The organism is Paenibacillus marchantiophytorum (assembly GCF_014640555.1).
Taxonomy (GTDB): domain Bacteria; phylum Bacillota; class Bacilli; order Paenibacillales; family NBRC-103111; genus Paenibacillus_E; species Paenibacillus_E marchantiophytorum.
Map to the genome: position 1 here is coordinate 54,682 of NZ_BMHE01000038.1, position 17,102 is coordinate 71,783.

At 44.9% G+C, this 17,102-nt stretch carries 15 protein-coding genes and 1 pseudogene; 3 read left to right on the forward strand and 13 right to left on the reverse strand.

Going from position 1 to position 17,102, the window contains the following annotated elements; translation table 11 throughout:
• Positions 1–88: 88 nt before the first annotated feature.
• The 8 genes and pseudogenes from IEY34_RS26555 to IEY34_RS26585 form a co-directional block, all read right to left on the reverse strand.
• On the reverse strand, positions 89–1,618 hold the full coding sequence (locus IEY34_RS26555) for a hypothetical protein (RefSeq protein ID WP_189017464.1): 1,530 nt from the start codon (positions 1,616–1,618) through the stop codon (positions 89–91).
• Entirely contained in the window at positions 1,615–2,364 is a 750-nt protein-coding gene (locus IEY34_RS26560; RefSeq protein WP_189017467.1) for a glycosyltransferase family 2 protein, read from the reverse strand. The genes IEY34_RS26555 and IEY34_RS26560 overlap by 4 nt, the downstream gene beginning before the upstream one ends.
• On the reverse strand, positions 2,357–3,817 hold the full coding sequence (locus IEY34_RS26565; protein WP_189017470.1) for an alkaline phosphatase family protein: 1,461 nt from the start codon (positions 3,815–3,817) through the stop codon (positions 2,357–2,359). The genes IEY34_RS26560 and IEY34_RS26565 overlap by 8 nt, the downstream gene beginning before the upstream one ends.
• A 1-nt stretch (position 3,818) precedes the next feature.
• The gene (locus IEY34_RS26570; RefSeq protein WP_189017473.1) at positions 3,819–4,787 is read right to left on the reverse strand and encodes a lysylphosphatidylglycerol synthase transmembrane domain-containing protein; all 969 of its coding nucleotides are present in this window, start codon (positions 4,785–4,787) and stop codon (positions 3,819–3,821) included.
• Positions 4,788–5,550: 763 nt separating this feature from the next.
• Positions 5,551–5,728: pseudogene (locus IEY34_RS38175) on the reverse strand (transposase zinc-binding domain-containing protein); the annotation flags it as partial.
• A 667-nt stretch (positions 5,729–6,395) separates the two neighbouring features.
• Complete coding sequence (locus tag IEY34_RS26575) at positions 6,396–7,256, reverse strand: phosphotransferase family protein (protein ID WP_189017476.1); 861 nt, start codon at positions 7,254–7,256, stop codon at positions 6,396–6,398.
• Between the two features lie 45 nt (positions 7,257–7,301).
• Positions 7,302–8,177 carry a cation diffusion facilitator family transporter gene (locus IEY34_RS26580; protein WP_189017479.1) on the reverse strand — a complete coding sequence of 292 codons (876 nt, stop codon included), beginning with the start codon at positions 8,175–8,177 and terminating at the stop codon, positions 7,302–7,304.
• A 232-nt stretch (positions 8,178–8,409) separates the two neighbouring features.
• Positions 8,410–9,234 (reverse strand): phytanoyl-CoA dioxygenase family protein, encoded by an 825-nt coding sequence (locus tag IEY34_RS26585; RefSeq protein WP_189017482.1) that lies wholly within the window; start codon positions 9,232–9,234, stop codon positions 8,410–8,412.
• A gap of 137 nt (positions 9,235–9,371) precedes the next feature.
• On the opposite strand from IEY34_RS26585, the gene IEY34_RS26590 reads away from it, so the two are divergent.
• On the forward strand, positions 9,372–10,241 hold the full coding sequence (locus IEY34_RS26590; RefSeq protein WP_189017485.1) for a helix-turn-helix transcriptional regulator: 870 nt from the start codon (positions 9,372–9,374) through the stop codon (positions 10,239–10,241).
• A gap of 161 nt (positions 10,242–10,402) precedes the next feature.
• On the opposite strand, the gene IEY34_RS26595 is transcribed toward IEY34_RS26590, so the two are convergent.
• Together IEY34_RS26595 and IEY34_RS26600 are read right to left on the reverse strand one after the other, a co-directional pair.
• A complete protein-coding gene (locus IEY34_RS26595; protein WP_189017488.1) occupies positions 10,403–10,861 on the reverse strand; it encodes a type II toxin-antitoxin system VapC family toxin in 459 nt (152 codons plus the stop codon).
• 13 nt (positions 10,862–10,874) lie between these two features.
• Entirely contained in the window at positions 10,875–11,177 is a 303-nt protein-coding gene (locus IEY34_RS26600; protein ID WP_189017491.1) for a hypothetical protein, read from the reverse strand.
• Between the two features lie 283 nt (positions 11,178–11,460).
• Between IEY34_RS26600 and IEY34_RS26605 the strand changes: the two genes are divergently transcribed.
• A complete protein-coding gene (locus IEY34_RS26605) occupies positions 11,461–12,417 on the forward strand; it encodes an ABC transporter substrate-binding protein (protein WP_229757853.1) in 957 nt (318 codons plus the stop codon).
• Positions 12,418–12,547: 130 nt separating this feature from the next.
• Positions 12,548–14,209 (forward strand): AraC family transcriptional regulator, encoded by a 1,662-nt coding sequence (locus IEY34_RS26610; protein ID WP_189017494.1) that lies wholly within the window; start codon positions 12,548–12,550, stop codon positions 14,207–14,209.
• Here IEY34_RS26610 and IEY34_RS26615 read toward each other — a convergent pair.
• The 3 genes from IEY34_RS26615 to IEY34_RS26625 form a co-directional block, all read right to left on the reverse strand.
• Positions 14,206–15,921 (reverse strand): ABC transporter ATP-binding protein, encoded by a 1,716-nt coding sequence (locus IEY34_RS26615; protein ID WP_189017497.1) that lies wholly within the window; start codon positions 15,919–15,921, stop codon positions 14,206–14,208. The two genes, IEY34_RS26610 and IEY34_RS26615, sit on opposite strands and share 4 nt — an antisense overlap.
• Before the next feature lie 267 nt (positions 15,922–16,188).
• Positions 16,189–16,524, reverse strand: coding sequence for a hypothetical protein (locus tag IEY34_RS26620; protein WP_189017499.1), 336 nt, complete (start codon positions 16,522–16,524; stop codon positions 16,189–16,191).
• A gap of 74 nt (positions 16,525–16,598) precedes the next feature.
• The gene (locus tag IEY34_RS26625; protein WP_189017502.1) at positions 16,599–16,931 is read right to left on the reverse strand and encodes a hypothetical protein; all 333 of its coding nucleotides are present in this window, start codon (positions 16,929–16,931) and stop codon (positions 16,599–16,601) included.
• Positions 16,932–17,102 lie beyond the last annotated feature (171 nt).

The window sequence follows — 17,102 nt, forward strand, 5'->3', positions numbered from 1 at the left end:
GCTATGAAATTGATTCTCAAGACATTGATAATGATAATCATTGTCCAAATAGATGTCAACCATTATTTCACAATGTTTTTTTTCTCGCTTAGCGAACCCATTCGTACAAAATGATGTTCCCATAAACGGGATCAAAAATCGCATCCGAGCTAAACTCAGCAATCCGCTTCAGATGCTTCTCCACCGATTTCCCTTGCTGCTCAAAGCCTTGGACGACATGATCCGTTAGGAAAACCCGACGTTCCGAATCAGCACCCGCCAAAGATTGAAAATACCCAAATGTATAGATGCGTTCATGATCATATTCAGCCTGCAAGTACTGAAGAACTCTTGTTTCTTCCCACGTAAACAGGATCAAAGGTTCCTGCAAATGACTTAGATATTCATTCAGCTGATAGACTGCCGGCTCATCTGCAGATTGCCTTTTCAACAACTGAGTGCCGTAGATTACTTGAATAGCTATCAAAACAATGAGGGAAGCGTGCAACATCTTAGGCGCAATTCTCCATAGACGCTTCTTAGAATTGGATGCCTTCACAGCCTCTGCCGTTCGAATCATATAAACAAATAAGAGAAGTAAGATTGGAACAATGACGGGAACAATATGTCGTGGTTTCTCAATATTTTGACCAATCAGCGCCCATAGGGTGTATACAAGAGCACAGATTATCAACCAGAATACATAATATTTATTCTCTTTCTCTAGCTTCTTGGGAAATGTGACGAATCGCCGCACGACCAAGGTCATTGCAACCATAACCGCGAGACACGAGCCAATGAGAAAGGAACCGCCAAATAAGGCTGAACCAAGTAAATTATGCCCTATGAGTTGAAAGAATCGTTCTCCCATCGGCATAGGTGATGAGATCACACCACCGCCCCACTCGGAGAAATGTCCTTCTACGAAAGCTAGGGATAGCTTCCAGAAGCCAGCTAAGTTCCCTTCGGAGAGCACCAAGCCAGCTACCCAAATCAACTGAAACAGCAGGGCAGTTAGCGCAGATCCTCCTAATCGGAGCCATCTTCTCCAACCTTTTGCCCCCTGCCGCCAAAGTGAGTACCAGAGCGGAACTAGCGCCAGCCCGTATGGAAAGAAGGATAGGCGAGTGCCCATTAGCAAGCTGAACATGAGCAGCGCCAATCCGTGGCGAAGCGTGGAACCCGGGCGATCCAACGCAAAGCGGATACTCCAAAGAAACCACCACAGTAAGGCCATGCCTGCACATTCCGACATGGGACGCGAGGACATCAGCCAAATGTAGGGGCTGCTTAATACGAGCGCAGGCAGTAAAAGATTCTTGATGCCGCCGCCAGTCAGTCTATGTGATAGTAAAAACATAGGGATTGCCGAGCATATAGCCATAAAGGTATTGAAAACGGATAATGCTAGAACCGAATCATCCAACCATTGGTTAATAAACCAACTACCCAGAATAAAGTAGGGGTATCCAGGAAAATGCGGCTGCATGGCGAGTAAATCATAGCGATGCAGAGCCAGCGTAAAGTCTACCTCGTCCCATGTGCGCACGAAGGGGCTGGCATATAGCAGACTAAGACAGGTCACACCCGCCATAACCGCAGCTGCGAAAAGAACCGATACAAGCGTGCTCCGCGTCATATGCTTGTTTCATCTCGATGCATCTGGAGCGTCACTTTGCGCTTTTTTGAGACGGGGCGTCTCATTTCTCGGTAGATCGCCGGAAGCACGGAAGACACATACTGTCTGAACTTAATGAAGGACTGGCCTTTGGTCCGAACTTGGTACGATATTGGAATCTCCTCTAACCGGTAGCCCTGCCGAACCAGATTAATCGTGAGCACTTGGGCGTAGTTATAGTCATGGATAATGACGGCATTCTCCATCGCATCGCGTGAGAACCCGCGCATCCCCGATTGGCCGTCGTAAATCCATCTGCGCAGCAAAGCAGCTTGCAGCAATGTAAAGGTATAATTACCTAAGCGGCGATGCAGCTTCATCCCTTGAATGTGTCCTTTGAAGCGTGAGCCAAAGGTATAGTCTGCGCGCCCGATGATAATGGGCGCAAGGACATCCGGGATTTGCTCTGGCGGATATTCATTATCCGCATCGATCATGATGCCAATATCGCCGCCGAGCAGGCAGCATTGCTTCAGCCCCTCGCGAACGGCTGCGCCGAGTCCTTTATTGTGCGGGAATGACACGATGTGGTCCGCTCCCGCTGCGCGCGCAGCATGGACGGTGCGGTCGTTGGAGCCATCGTCGATCACGAGCACTTCCACCTCATATTGCGGGTGGAAATTTCTCGGAACGCGGGCAATAACCCCGCCGATATTATCTTCTTCATTATGTGCAGGCATGAAAACAATCATTTTCTTCTTATTCATGATGCTTGATAGCCTCCATTAGAATAGGTCCGCGACTATGACTCGGGAACGGTGCTCCCAGCAAATAAGCAAGTGTCGGAGCCATGGAGACAAGAGAGTGCTTCTCGTCAATGCGGCGGCCTGCTTCGATTGCAGGACCATGCAGGAAGAATGGCACATAACGCTCACCTTCGTCGAGATGTCCATGTCCGCCAATACCATCTGCCTGCCCGTGATCCGCACAGATAATCAGCGTCGTATTCGCCATCATGCCACGCTCCTCGAGCCAATGGACGAACTCTTCTATCAGTTGATCCGCTTCGGCAATTTTCTGCGTGTAATCTTCATAGAGAACCCCTCGACTGTGACCCGTTTGGTCAACGCCAATTAATTGGGCAACGAGTAAGTCCGGATTTTGTTCCGCCATAATCTTCTTGGCTCTTTCGATAATATTGCGATCCGCTACATCGTTATGCATGACAGCCGTCACACTCTCTACATCGTCTCCCATCGAGTCGATTAAATGTGCGATCCCCAACAATCGCCCTTTTTTCCCCACTTTACGCAATGAATCAAAAATACTCTCAACTCGAATGCCCAATCTCCACACCATGTTGGAGCGAATGCCGTGCTCCCGTGGGTATGTGCCTGTGAACATCGAAGAGAAACACACTACCGTACGCGCCGGATACACCGTCTCCATTTGGGCATATTCCGTGCCTTCTGCTCGCAGTTTCTTCATAAATGGTGCATTGGCTTCCTCAAACCGTTCTTTGCGCATGCCATCTACAACGATAACAATGACCTTCTGGTTCAAAGCTTCTCCACCGGCTTGTACAGGACTAGAATCCCGTGTATAGGTAGGAATCTCCGTTGGTTTCCAGTCGAACAAATAGCGGTGAAGAATGAAAGCATAAATCAACAAGCCACCTGCAAAGAGCAGCCCCGTCCCCACATCCGCAGAAGCACCCGCTTCAAACTTGCGGTAGAAATGACTCCATACAAACAGCAGCAGCAGAAACTTTGGCATTTGCTCCTGCGCGTTGCCGCTCGTCGAGTCACTATTTTTTAAAACAAGCTTCCAAAACCGGGTGAAATTCCACCATGTTGTGCCAATTCGCAAATGATAGTAAAACGTGCCCCAGAAATAGATCGTAAAGAAGTAAAATATCCCCAGCGCCAGTACATACAGAGTGAAATCATTTCGTTCCCAAATTAGAAGTGCAGCTATGAGGGGCATCCATAAATAATTGCGTAGAAAGAGCGGGAAATCGAAGCAATAATACAATACAAATAGAGGAAGCGTAACGAGCAGTCCTAAACCGGCCGCACTCCAAAAGTTAGGATCAGACCATGTGCCCATATGGTAAAGCAGAAAAACGCCGACAACGAAGATAGGTGTAAATGGTTTCCCCTCGTTCAACAGGTTCCAGCAGCGAGCTGCCACAATTTCAAATGACGAAGCTTTTTTCATGTTAATCTTCCTTCCGAACTTTGCTATGTGATCGTGACTTCGTTTGACCTGTAACTCGACGAATCCAGGTTTTCATTTCTCGCCAATGTAAAGGCATCCGCAGTAGGGAGTAGCCGCCCAACGAATAGGCAAATAGAAATTTGAACGTATGTGACAAAAGTGCTGCCCTATAGGCGTCTTTCCCATCGATGCCCAGCAGGGCGAGCGATCCGCTCATTGTGCTTTCATAGGTACCAATACCCCCTGGCGTAATATGAAAAATTTGTCCAGCAATCGTCATGCTATTGGCCCAAACGAGTGCCATGCTCCCCAGCTGTAAACCAATCATTTGGACCACAGCGAAGATAACTCCCGCTTCCAACACCCAACTTAGCGTGATTAACCCTAGGATGACAAGCCCTTTGCCCGAGAGCATTTTCAGCTGAAAATAAGCCGAGTGTTTGACCACAAAAGGAAATTTTCGAATCACAGGCAAGTAATGAGCAGTTGCCAGCATCACCGTGCTGCACGCCAGAAGAGTCACCCAAATCCATGATGAAGGTAATCCCATACGGACTATGCCGATTCCCCCAATGCCAGCCAATATAAGCATATCGAGCAGACGCATAACTGCAACGGAATGAACTGCCTCCTCCCATGACTTCCCGCCATATTTCATAAATATGCCTGTACGAACGCCATCTCCCACCTTGATCGGAAGGATATGGTTCACGAGCAAACTGTAGCTTATGGCGTGAAAATACACCGCGAATTTAACCTCTTGACCTGCGTATATCCGCCAAGCTGCCGTTTTGAAGAGAAAGGAAGCTAGGTAGACGATAAGCATGAAAGCCAGCCAGTTAGGTTGATGGAATAGCAGTTCCACATCGCTTAGCCACTCCTTCGAGTCAAACCATCGCCATGTTAAGATTATCGAACAAACGACCAGAAGGATCGCTATAAAACGAATCATTTGTTTCTTTTTTAGCATATTTAGTGTGACCTTCTTTGGGATTACATCCATGTGTTGTGAGAATGAGAATCATGGTCAGTATAGGGGGTTTAAGCAGTTACGTCAATCTAAGATTTACAATCGGATAAGAAAGGCAGCTTTGCCACTCTGAGAGATGAGTGTCTTTATAGCGGTTTTAGCAATCTAGCGGATCCTAGTTCCCTTTGGGCTTTGCAATGACAGAGAGCGCGTCGTGTGAAAAGGAACTATGATCCGCTAAATGGCGGGAACTGGGGTAAACCTAGCATGAAAGGGAACTGAGATCCGCTATTTAAGCGGAATCTGCCGATTCCAACCGGGAAATGGTGAAATAGCGGATCGTAGTTCCCTCTGGCTTGGAATATGGCGGTTTTCTGAATTATAGCGTACTGTAGTTCCCTCAAGCTCGCTATCCTGACACATTTTGGTAGTATCGCGGCTTGACTTTCCCTTAGCTCCGCGCGGTAGTTAAGCTAGCGGATCTCATTCTGCCAAATCGCTTGTTTATATCTCCAAACCAGTTGCTATTCGAACAAATAAGTATGTTCACAGCTACCTTGTTCTCGTCACATCTCATCTCATCTCATCTCATCTCATCTCATCTCATCTCATGATCATCATCTCATCTCATCTGATCGCATCGAACCCCTCCATCATGATGGGGCCGCCTACAACCCAAGCCTGGAGACTGGCGTCAATCTCCAACATTTACATTCTGGGCAAGCTTCACTCACCCCAACCACCCACCCCAAAAGCATGTCTCCATGTCTCTTAGACCTTCGTCGATTGTAAAGATAACCTGTCGATGGTTGACTTGAATTACGTCCTCAGACAATATCCGGGCTCCACTCTTCCGTTTCTCCGCATTAACACGTCGTGCAAAAACGTCCCTTGCACCAATAGGGCACCACCTTAAGGTCGGGGCACCCTTCACAAGAAAAACTTAGCCTGCACGCTAAGTCACACAGTCAATGAACCTTGAGGAAAACCCAGCTCCCTAACGAACTCAATACCCTTTATTTGGACAAAATCGCTCACTCTGAAAATCTAATGAATGCCAGATACTCTATTTCAAGCAAATGATCACCATTCGGCCAATAAAGTGCCGGGTAGCGCCAACTCCGTTCATTAAATCTCCAAAGCAGCCATTTTTTCATCAATAAGCATCGTACAGTTCATTAGCTACCCTTTAAGACCGAAAACCTCCAAAGCAAAGAGCCTGTGGTGAAGCCAATAAATAAAAGGTAAGTTTCGCTCATCCCAAACCCAAAACATATAAATTCTAGGTGTTAAAAAAACCACCCTACGATGATTAGTCGCAAGATGGTTTTTTTAATAATCTATTAAATCAGCCCTCGCAAACAAGAAACTCTAGCATATCCTATAGCATCACAGCAGGAAAGGAGTGATAGAAAATGGCCCTACTACTTAATCACTTCTATGGCATTGTTTACCGAAATGCCAATGGTACTACAACCGTTTTTAACGGTCGTGTTGTTTTCCGAGGTCGTACTTTCATTACCATCAGATTCATGAATTTCAGAGGAATAGTCGTTCTTAGAAGACTTTTCCTTCTTCAAATTATTAGATTTGTCGCTATTTAATTGACTAACAAGGGAGATCCTGTACGGGATCTTCTTTACATAGCTTATGACGAATCATAGCAGCAAGTTTGGCAATCTGTTCATCCGATAAAGCGCCTGATGCGATAGAACGTGCCGCGCATGGAACGTACCATAATTTTATTTCTTCCTCTGTCACACCAGACAACCTGCAATACTCATCGATGAAGACATGGTAGGCCACTTGCCGCCATTCTTGAAAGAACTTATCGACGGAAGCAGGAGTTTCCGGTGGCAAGACCGCATACTCAATCATTACGCAAACCTCCGCAACATCCGCTGCCGGGTTGCCCACTGCGGCATGCATCCAGTCGATCATAACCGGGCTGCCTTCTCGCAGTATCAAGTTATTGGGATTCGTATCACCATGACAAAGCTGTCGTTTGCCAGGCAAACGGTCAATATAAGCATGAATGGCTGATATCTCATCATTGGTAAACAGTGGAGGGCGGCCAATAATTGCTTTTAAATGGTCTTTTTGATCCGTATCGATTTCGATGAGGTTTGCCTTATGTATGTCATTCAGAACTCTCGCAAATAGTCGAAGTTCGCTGTCTGCTTCACCGAAATCAATTTTCTTGAACGAATATAACCCTTCAAATATTCGATCCAAGAACGTTTCCCCGACTATCTTCTCGAAAATAATTCCGGGCCGCCCCTCCCAATTAAGTTGTTCGAACGGCCGAGCGACTTGCAAGCCGCTCTTCCAAGCCGCGGAACTATTCCGATACTCGAGTTGAACGGCTTCCGATGGCGTGTTCGTATGAAACAGCTTGACCACCTTGTCTTCTCCACCCCACTCATACACTTCGCAACTTGAGCCCTTTCCTATACATTTCCCAAGCATCGCTACCCCCCTCGATTTATGCCAAAGTTTCCATACCGCCTAAGACTACCCACCAGGTTCATAATGAACATGAACTTCATAGACATTGGACTTTCTTTTCAACTCATCTTCCACCCTTGTCGCAATTTCATGGGCTTCTTGAAACTCCAAATCAGACTGAATGAGCAAAATAACGTCAACCACAGCATTACTGCCATAATTTCTGGCTCTAATTTCCTTCACATCTTCTACGCCCTCTATACTCATTACGGTATCTTTGTACGATTCGATAATTCCTTCATCAAACCCATCAGATAAGTGATGTGAAGCCTCCCGAAAAATATCCCATGCCGTTTTACAAATAATAATGCCTACTATGATCGCAGTGAGCGGGTCTAGCCAAGGCATACTTAATTGAGCGCCAATTATTCCAACTACTGTTCCAATACTCACCAAGGCATCCGAAAAATTGTCTTTGGCAGCCGCCATGACAGATTGGCTATTGATTTTCAGCGCAAGTTTTTTATTGTAACGATAAACACCATACATGACAATTGCACAAAAAACTCCTGCCCAAGCCGATATGAGATCAGGTGCTTGTTCTCTACTTTGAAACATTGAAATAGCAGCCTCGACTAGTACTTGTAAACCAACGGCCATCATAATAAAAGAGGCCACGAGCGAAGCTATTGTCTCAGACTTCCAATGACCGTAAGGATGATCTTGGTCCGCTGGTTTTTGAGCGATCTTCAATCCAATTAATACGGCAATAGATGCAACGATGTCTGTAGCATTATTTAATCCATCGGCCTTTAAGGCTTCTGAGCCTGATACATAGCCAATTATTAATTTAATTGATGATAAACAAATATAAGCTATTATGCTAACTATTGCGCCGCGTTCGCCCAATTTCAAATTATCATATCTCATCTGTTGTTCCATTTCTACCTCAGTTCTCCTCTCAACCCCTTCTGTGCTTTCTTATACTACCAGTCACTCTTCATGTGGGTCTAGAGAAACGTTGTTTCATTTGGTTTAAATAATGACCCTGTGTAAAGACAGTTGGCTCTATGAAAACTTGTTGCTCTTAGCTAAATAAATAGTGTTGCGCTAAAAGGCTGCCGTTCTATGCTGTCGGCAGCCTTTTAGCATTGCTTGTTCAATTATCGATCAATTATTTGGAATACAGTAACGGGAAGAACTCATTATCGAACTTCTGACCGAATTGTGGACGTGGCCCAAGCAATCTAACATTATCATGACGTGCTCTGCCCTCTTTGTATGAGGCATCTCCTGGCATTAGATGGGCAACGACAGATAACCGAGGCTGATCTGTCAAATTCGTTGACGAGCCATGGAACGTAAGGGCATGATGGAAGCTAGCTTGACCAGCTTTTAAAATGCAAGGTTCCTCTACCCACTCTCGCGTAGCAAAACGCTGCTTCAGCTTCGTCATATCCTGTTCAAAAAAAGTATCACTTCCCTCGATTGAGCCCCACTTATGAGATCCTAAGATTGTCATCATGCCGCCATTATTCAGGTCCGTGTCTTGCAAGGCAATCCAAACCGTTATCATATTCAGTGTGCTGCTTGCGCGCCAATAGCCGTAATCCTGATGCCAGCCTACATTCCCTGCATTTGTTTCTTGACCTGAAGTACCCGGCTTATAAATCACTTGATCATGCCATAAACGAATCTCATCCTCGTTCAGCAGCTCCGCAGCCATTTTGCCTAAATTCATATCTGTGACGACACTATGAACTTCATCGTTTATCCACCAACCATTATCGAATTTACGAAGAGCAAATGGATTGTCGGGAAGCTTGAAGTCATGTAACGGCATACCAGCCCCGTCATAATCTTTCTTCCAAATGCGCTCATGAGCACCGCGAAGTCGCTCAATCGTCTCGTCATCAAGCAATTTCGGACTAATCCAATAACCGTCTTGATCAAACCTCTCTTTGTCCGCTGCAGTAATGTTATAAGAATTTACTCCCATTTTGTACACCTCATCTTCTCTTGGTTAAAGTAACTTACTACCCTCATTGTAGAACGCAAGGTGAGGATTGACTTTCCAAAACCTATCAAATAGGATTAGAAACACAAGGATTATTAGAAACAATAAGGAACGTGATTATGCCCAAAAAAAAGACTGAAACAGCGCGTTGGGTCTATAAATTCCCCGAGTCAGATCAGCTATCCCGAGTACCTGAATTGATCATGCTAGGCTATGACCGCTTTCATGAAGCTTCTCCTTTAATCGTCCATCAGCATGAACGTTCGTACGAGTTTGTATTCGTGGACAGCGGAAAGGTCACATGGGAGGTAGACGGCCGCTTATTCCATTCGCACGCGGGACAGTTCTTCTACACCCAGCCTGGTGAATGGCATCGTGCACGCTTTAATTTCATCGAGCCCTCCAGCATCTGGTGGATGATTATTGCGGATCCCTCAGAGCACACCGGTTGGCTAAATTTACAAGATGAAGATCGTATGGAGATTCATAATCAACTGCTTCATCTACCAAGAATCGTATTTGTCGATAGTCGTGTTCGTGAACCCTTCAACAAACTAAGACATATTATTGAGCATAAAGAGTCACTGGCATCCTGTCGTGTACGTCACTATGTACTCGATATTATTTTGCAAATCATGAATCCGTCCTCTAGTCGTCAAATTCCATTGGATCTCCATGAGGCCATAAATAAATTAACAGATGACATCCAAGCAGCGCCAGATGCGAGATGGAACAATAAAGTGCTCGCAGATCAGATTGGCGTAAGCGAATCCCATTTCTACCGATTGTTCCATGATTTGCATGGGCAGTCTCCTGCTAATTATATCGATCGGGTACGGATGGATCTTGCATGTCAGATGCTTCGTCAGCAAGAGGTCAGCATCACAACAGTTGCGATGGATCTAGGTTATAAGACAAGCCAGCATTTTGCCACAGTATTCAAAAAGTACATGGGTCAGTCACCCTCGCAGTGGCGCAGCCACTCTTAGAACTATGCTTTAGCCATAGCAGCCAGCTCCGCTTCTTAACAAAGGAGTTAAAGGGGAAATAAAAAGGTGTCCCTCGCCAAATTCATGGCTTCTGGGACACCCTTTTCTCTTTTTAGTGCATGGCTTTCATTGTCTCATGGTTGACGACTGTTTAAAGGCCTCTAATTGGACGGAATAATTCGAATATCCCTATCCAGATTGGCAAGCATCATGAAATTGCGGTTGAAAGTAAATATCCGTTTTACCTGATAATAGGACATGGTCACAGCCGTGAATGCTTCGCTGAGCGAGAACCGGAGCTCGGGCCTGTCCATAAGCAGTCTGCGCGATTCCCCCTCAAATTCGGGACCGCTGGAGATGAGCGCCAGCTTGCCTTTGCTCACTGCTTTATCAATTGCATTCAGAAAATATTCCGCCTTCTGATAGCTGTATTCATTGCGCAGCCATTGATGAAGTTCAAATATAATCGAGTTGGTCGTCACGTAATTACGTTCAAGATCATGCAAATCCAGAAACAGGGAACGGGCTTTGATGTAGCGGGGATCTTCTGGGTTCATTAAAGCGGCCAAAGCTGTTTCATCCAGAAAAATAGCATCCTGAATATTCAAGTGGTTATCCATCTATCAGCACTCCTTAATCCTCTAATTTGCAAATGCCATCCAAATACAGAAGCGGATTGTCTTCCTTTTGATCCACTGAAATGGGTGCCGATTCGTATGGGGCGCTTGCCAGGTATTGGACAATGATTCCATTAACGATTGCTTGTACGGTCGTATGCTGCCTATCGGCGATTGCTTGCAGCTCAACATAATATTGCGGATTGAGTTCTATAATGCCATCTTCTTGTTCTTCACTTCTTGAAGAGATGAATTCAGAAGCGGTAGACTTTGCTTTTTCGAATTGATTTTGAATGAAGCGTTTGTAATTATTCGACATCGTGATTCACTCCTTATGCATAGCTCATATAACGATTCGTCGAATTCTGTCGATTTCAGTGGGTAGGTGTGCAACTTCTGCAAGCTTCCACCAATCAAATAACTAGTAATCTCAACACATCATCTATTTTTTGGTTGTTGGCCGGCATGGTTTTTTGTGTAAAAAAGAAACTAAGCGTAGATTTTGTCCATTGAGTGTGGACAATGAATCCTCTAAGATGGATATTACTGATAATGATTATCATTACTAATTTGGACATATCCCATCTGGAGGAACAAACTTAATGAAAAACTCGATGAAAAACACAATGAAACCAACAAGAAAAGTATTCCTTGCCTTTACCTTTATCGCATTGATAGGAGCTAGCATGACTGCTTGCAGCAATTCTGGAAACTCGAATCAACAAGCGACCACACACAAGTATATGGATTACAAGGGCCACCAGGTAGATATTCCCCTTGCTCCACAACGCATTATTTTCTCAGGAGAGACATTCAGCGATTTGTTGGCCCTGAACGTCAAGGTGATTGGCACCGATATATCAGCAACGAAGGGAACGGTCTACGAAAAGCAATTGAATGGCATCGAAGATATTGGCTTTCCAATCAATTTTGAAAAATCACTGAATTTGAATCCGGACCTAATCATAGTGGCAAATACGGATGAGAAGGCCTATGAGCAGCTCTCCAAAATCGCACCTACCGTCATGTTTGATACTTTTGCTTCCTTGGAAGAACGGATACCTCTGTTAGGGGAAATCATTGGCAAGAAAGCTCAAGCAGATCAATGGCTGGCGAACTACAAAGTCAAAGTGCAAACCATGATCAAAGAACTTCAAGCAGCTGGAGTGAAACCAGGCGAAACAGCATCTGTCTTCACTTACTACCCCGGTGACCGTTTGTTTGTGATGGCGCGTGCAGGACTATCCCAAGTGCTGTACCATTCGGGCAACTTTAAGCCTACGCCTCCGATTCAAAGTGTGCTAGATGAAAAAAGTGGTTTCAAACAAATCTCCCTGGAACTTTTACCGGAATTTGCCGGTGATCGAATCTTCATCCTTACCCCTACCGATGAGGAAGCCAAAAGATCAACGGATGCCATGATCAACAGCAGTATTTGGAGAAATTTGAGCGCCGTTAAGAATAACCACGTGTATACACTCCCTATTTTGCAATCAGGAAGCGATGCGATCACAAGAGAGTGGTTGTTGCAGGAACTTCCTAAGATGATAAATAAATAGTCGCGTGTTCAATGCGGTTGAAAGATATAAAATAACTGGGAGCTTCTCAACTTTGTTGAAAAGCTTCTTTAATTTGTATACAATGAAATTCATTGAGAATGTTTTTCAATTAGAAAGTAGGATGATCGATATGGTTCTTCAGAAACAGAATGAGGCTCCCCTTCGCTCCTTGCTATTTCAACTATCCGATGTCGAACGGATTGAACAATCGGTCGGTTGGAACTCTGGGCAACAATCAACCTCCTTCCATACACTTCTGGTTTTTAAATATGGCAAAGGCACCTTGCGCTTAAACGAGAATATTTTCCTGATAGCACCTGACAAATGTTATTCGATTGCGCCTGGTACTTCATTTCAGATTGAAAATGGCTACGACAACGCGATACAACTCTACCGAATTTCATTCGTGGTCATTCAAATGACGAATAAACATCCTCATACGTATACGGGGGAAATCTTCCCCGGCCGAGAGGAGATCCTGTCCTTCCCTTTTTCCCGTTTGATTCGACTCGTAGAAAGTCTGCATATGGAGCAAATAAAAGAAGACGACCTCGAATGGTTTCAGAGACAGATGCGCTTTCAGGAGTTGATGGGCTTCCTGCTCGAACACAACCTCCATTTCGAACACTCCACAAGTTTGACACAGGCTGTGGAGTATACCATTCAATATTTGCGCAACAATTATATGCATAATATTACGGTCAAGCAGCTTGCTCAATTAGCGAATATCTCGCAATGGAGGTATACATCTATCTTCCAGGAATTGACCGGCAAAAAACCTCTTCACTTTTTAACCGAAGTACGTATTAACCATTCCAAACAATTGCTGCTGAATTCCAAGGAACCTTTGCGGGAAATTGCCAGCCAGGTTGGTTTTACCGATGAATACTACTTCAACCGCCGCTTTCGTCAGATTTCTGGCGTGACTCCCAAGCAATATGCCCGAACCATGAGTCGCAGCACTCTCGTGAGAGACTGGACGGGCCACGAGGTCGAAATTCCGGCACAGCCCCAGCGGATAATTTATTATGGAGAAACGTTTGGAGACCTTCTCGCTCTTGGCGTTAAAGCCGTCGGAAGTGGATTCTTATCCGACAAACATGCTTTATTTGAGCAGCTGACCCACAACGTTCAAGATGTAGGCTTCCCCATCAGTTTGGATAAAACGATGAAACTAAAGCCTGATCTAATCATTTTTGCGAGCGCCGATGAAAGACAGTACAGCCAAGTCTCAAGAATTGCACCTACTGTCACATTCAACTCCTTCGCGCCACTCACTGAGCGACTGCAAACGCTTGGCAATTGGTTAGGCAGAAAACGCGAGGCAGAACAATGGTTGGAGGACTACCATGTCAAAGCAGCCGCCATGTGGCAGCAGCTTCGGGTTTACATAAAGCCGCAAGAAACGGCCTCCGTATTCATAACTGGCCATGGAAAGCGATGGTTCGTCATGGGAACGTCAGGGCTTTCATCCGCACTCTACCACCCATGCGGATTTCAACCCGTAGATAAAATTTCTGAGGTATTGAATGCGGGGCAAGGATTTGCCGAAATTTCTCCTGCCAACCTACCTGAGTATGCTGGCGATCGAATATTTATGCTGCTTCCAGCAGAAGGAAATGCCCGACAAACCGTGGAAGAAATGATGAGCACCGCTCTCTGGCGAAGTCTCCCTGCAGTCAAGAACGGACACGTTCATATGGTCGAAGCGGAGCAATGGAATTATAGCGATGCTTTGACCAGGGAAAAGCTGCTAGAAATTTTGCCCCAACTACTGGTGCAATCCTCCTAGCTGCGGAACTGAGCCTCATGCAGACGATTGTATAGCCCTTTGGCCGCTATGAGCTCCTCATGCCTGCCTTGTTCGATAATCCCTTGTTCGGCTACGACGATAATGCGATCCGCATTTTTAATCGTTGCCAGCCGGTGGGCAATTACAAGTGTCGTACGTCCTTGCGAAAGTTCTGCAAGTGCGAGTTGAATCGCGGCTTCCGTTGCGGTGTCCAAAGCGGAAGTCGCTTCATCCAAGATGAGGATCGGCGGATTCTTGAGAAACATCCGCGCTATGGAAAGCCGCTGTTTCTGTCCGCCAGAAAGCTTCACTCCCCGTTCTCCAATCAGCGTATCCAGTCCCTCTGGCAACGACAGTATCAGTTCCTCTAGCTGTGCTCTCTGCGCGGCCTGCCAAATCTCCGATTCGGAAGCCTTCAGCTTGCCGTAAGCGATATTCTCTCGGATCGTACCATCGAATAGAAACACATCCTGCTGTACAATGCCGATATGCGAACGCAGCGATTCCAACGTCATTTGGCGAATATCGATGCCGTCAATCGTAATAGAGCCTTCATCTATATCATAAAAACGCGGCAGCAGCGAGCACAGTGTCGTCTTTCCTGCACCGGAAGGACCGACGAGCGCGACCGTTTCCCCAGCGTGAATAGACAAGTTGATCCCTTGTAGAATCTTTTGCTTATTTTCATAGCCGAAGACAACGCCGCTGTAGCGAATCTCCCCTACGACATGCTTCACATTACGAGCATCCGGCGCATCATTTACATCAGGTGCGGTTTCCAATAGCTCGAGGTACCTTTTGAATCCGGCAATTCCTTTGGGATACGTTTCAATGACAGAATTAATTTGCTGAATAGGGCTCAGAAACACGTTGGACAGCATAAGGAAGGCAATAAACTCTCCATACGTCATGCGATTTTGTATAACAAACCACGTCCCACAAACGAGCACAAACAACGAAATGCCTTTCATCAAAATAAAACTAAGCGACGAATTCAATGCCATAATTCGATAGGCAACAAGCTTCGTAAGACGAAAACGATTATTGTTGTCAGCGAAGCGGTCGATTTCATATTTCTCATTCGCGAATGCTTGAACGACACGGATTCCGCTAACGTTGTTTTCTACCCGCGCGTTGTAGTCTGCAATATCAGCGAACATGCGCTTGAAGGCAGCGGACATCTTGCCGCTGAAATACAAGGATAAATAAATCATAAGAGGGACAATGATGAATGTCATGACAGCAAGCTGCCAGTTGATGCTCAGCATAATACCGAAAGCGCCGACAAGCGTCATGATCGCGATAAATAAATCCTCAGGTCCATGGTGAGCTATTTCCCCGATATCCATCAAATCATTCGTCATTCGGGATACCAAATGACCCGTTTTGTTATTGTCGAAATAACGAAATGACAACTTCTGAACCCGGTCGAAAAGTTTCTTCCGCATATCAGACTCTATGTTGATACCCAGCATATGCCCCCAGTACGTAACAACATAATGCAAAGCGGCGCTGACGATATAAATGCCGAGCAAGCCAAGGCAAGCTATCAATATCCACTTCCAGTTGCCGCTAGGGAGCAGATCGTCAATGACCCTGTTGACAGCCAGAGGAAACGCTAATTCCAGAAAAGCAGCCAAAATCGCACAAGAGAAATCCAGAATAAACAGATTTCTATGCGGAAGGTAATAAGCAAAAAAACGACGAAGCATCGGTATCCTCCTAGTCCAACGTTATATTATTGAGATTGATTCTCAATTACATTCGGGTTTATTATAGATAATTTAACGGACTAGGGCAATGGACATTTCAAAGCGTTTTTTTGTACTTATTCCATCATTTTCGCGTAAGGGGATTGCTTTAAACCGCTATTCAAGCACCAAAGACCCAGCCCGCGGCCTGCGGCTAGCCATAATCACTCCACCTCCAAACAAAAAAAGCCTATGCATACGACGCATAGACGTTCTGTGATTTACACCTTATTTTAAACCATAATCTTTTTTAATTGTTTCCAACTGTTTGTCATCATCAAACTCTTTAATCATGACATTGCCATGCAAATGAATGGTTTGTCCGTCCAGCTCGTCAAACGAAACGAGTCCTTTCGACATGTCTAACGTCTCATTTTGAAGCACCCAATACTTAGTAGGTTTATTGTTCGCATCAAACATCAACACAACGAAGCTTCCTTCTAAGCTTTCATTATCATCCGAAATGACGCCCTTCATCCATTTATAGGAACTGACGACATAAACTCCTATCAACACCAACAAAATCAAGCAAGAAAGTCCAATTACAAGCTCTTTCTTTTTCAAGAATTTCCCACCTTTATACAGCTTAGTCGAGAATCATATTACTTGTAAAAAGAGATCGGAATTAAGTACGAAACTTATTTTAGCTCTTTTAGCTTAGTTTTAATCTTCTTTTCTGTCGCTTCTAAAGTTTTAAGTCTATTTTCATATTTTGTTATTTTTTTGTGATCTTTGTCCTTCTTCGCTTTCTCTAATAACTTTTTCGTGTTTTCGATCGATTTTTGAATATTTGCGAGCTGACTTTCCAAATCTTTCTTTTGTGATTGCACCGTGTGGGTTGAATTAGAGGTATGTACAGCTTTGTGTGCCGTTGTTGATTGAGTCGCTGCGAAAGCTGACATTGGGAATGCTGCCGCCATTCCAGTGATTACTGTAACAAGCATGATCTTTTTCCATTTCTGAATAAACAAAAATATCCCTCCAATTTTCATCTTACGCGAACTTTTTATTGTTCATTACTCAAACTTCGCAGAGCGAAATTAGTCTTAAATCCTTGATACATATAGCAGAACCAGGATAATGATTGACCTCTTGCTAAAATAGAAAAACACCGCTTCGGTTTGGTATAGTGATTGTGACGA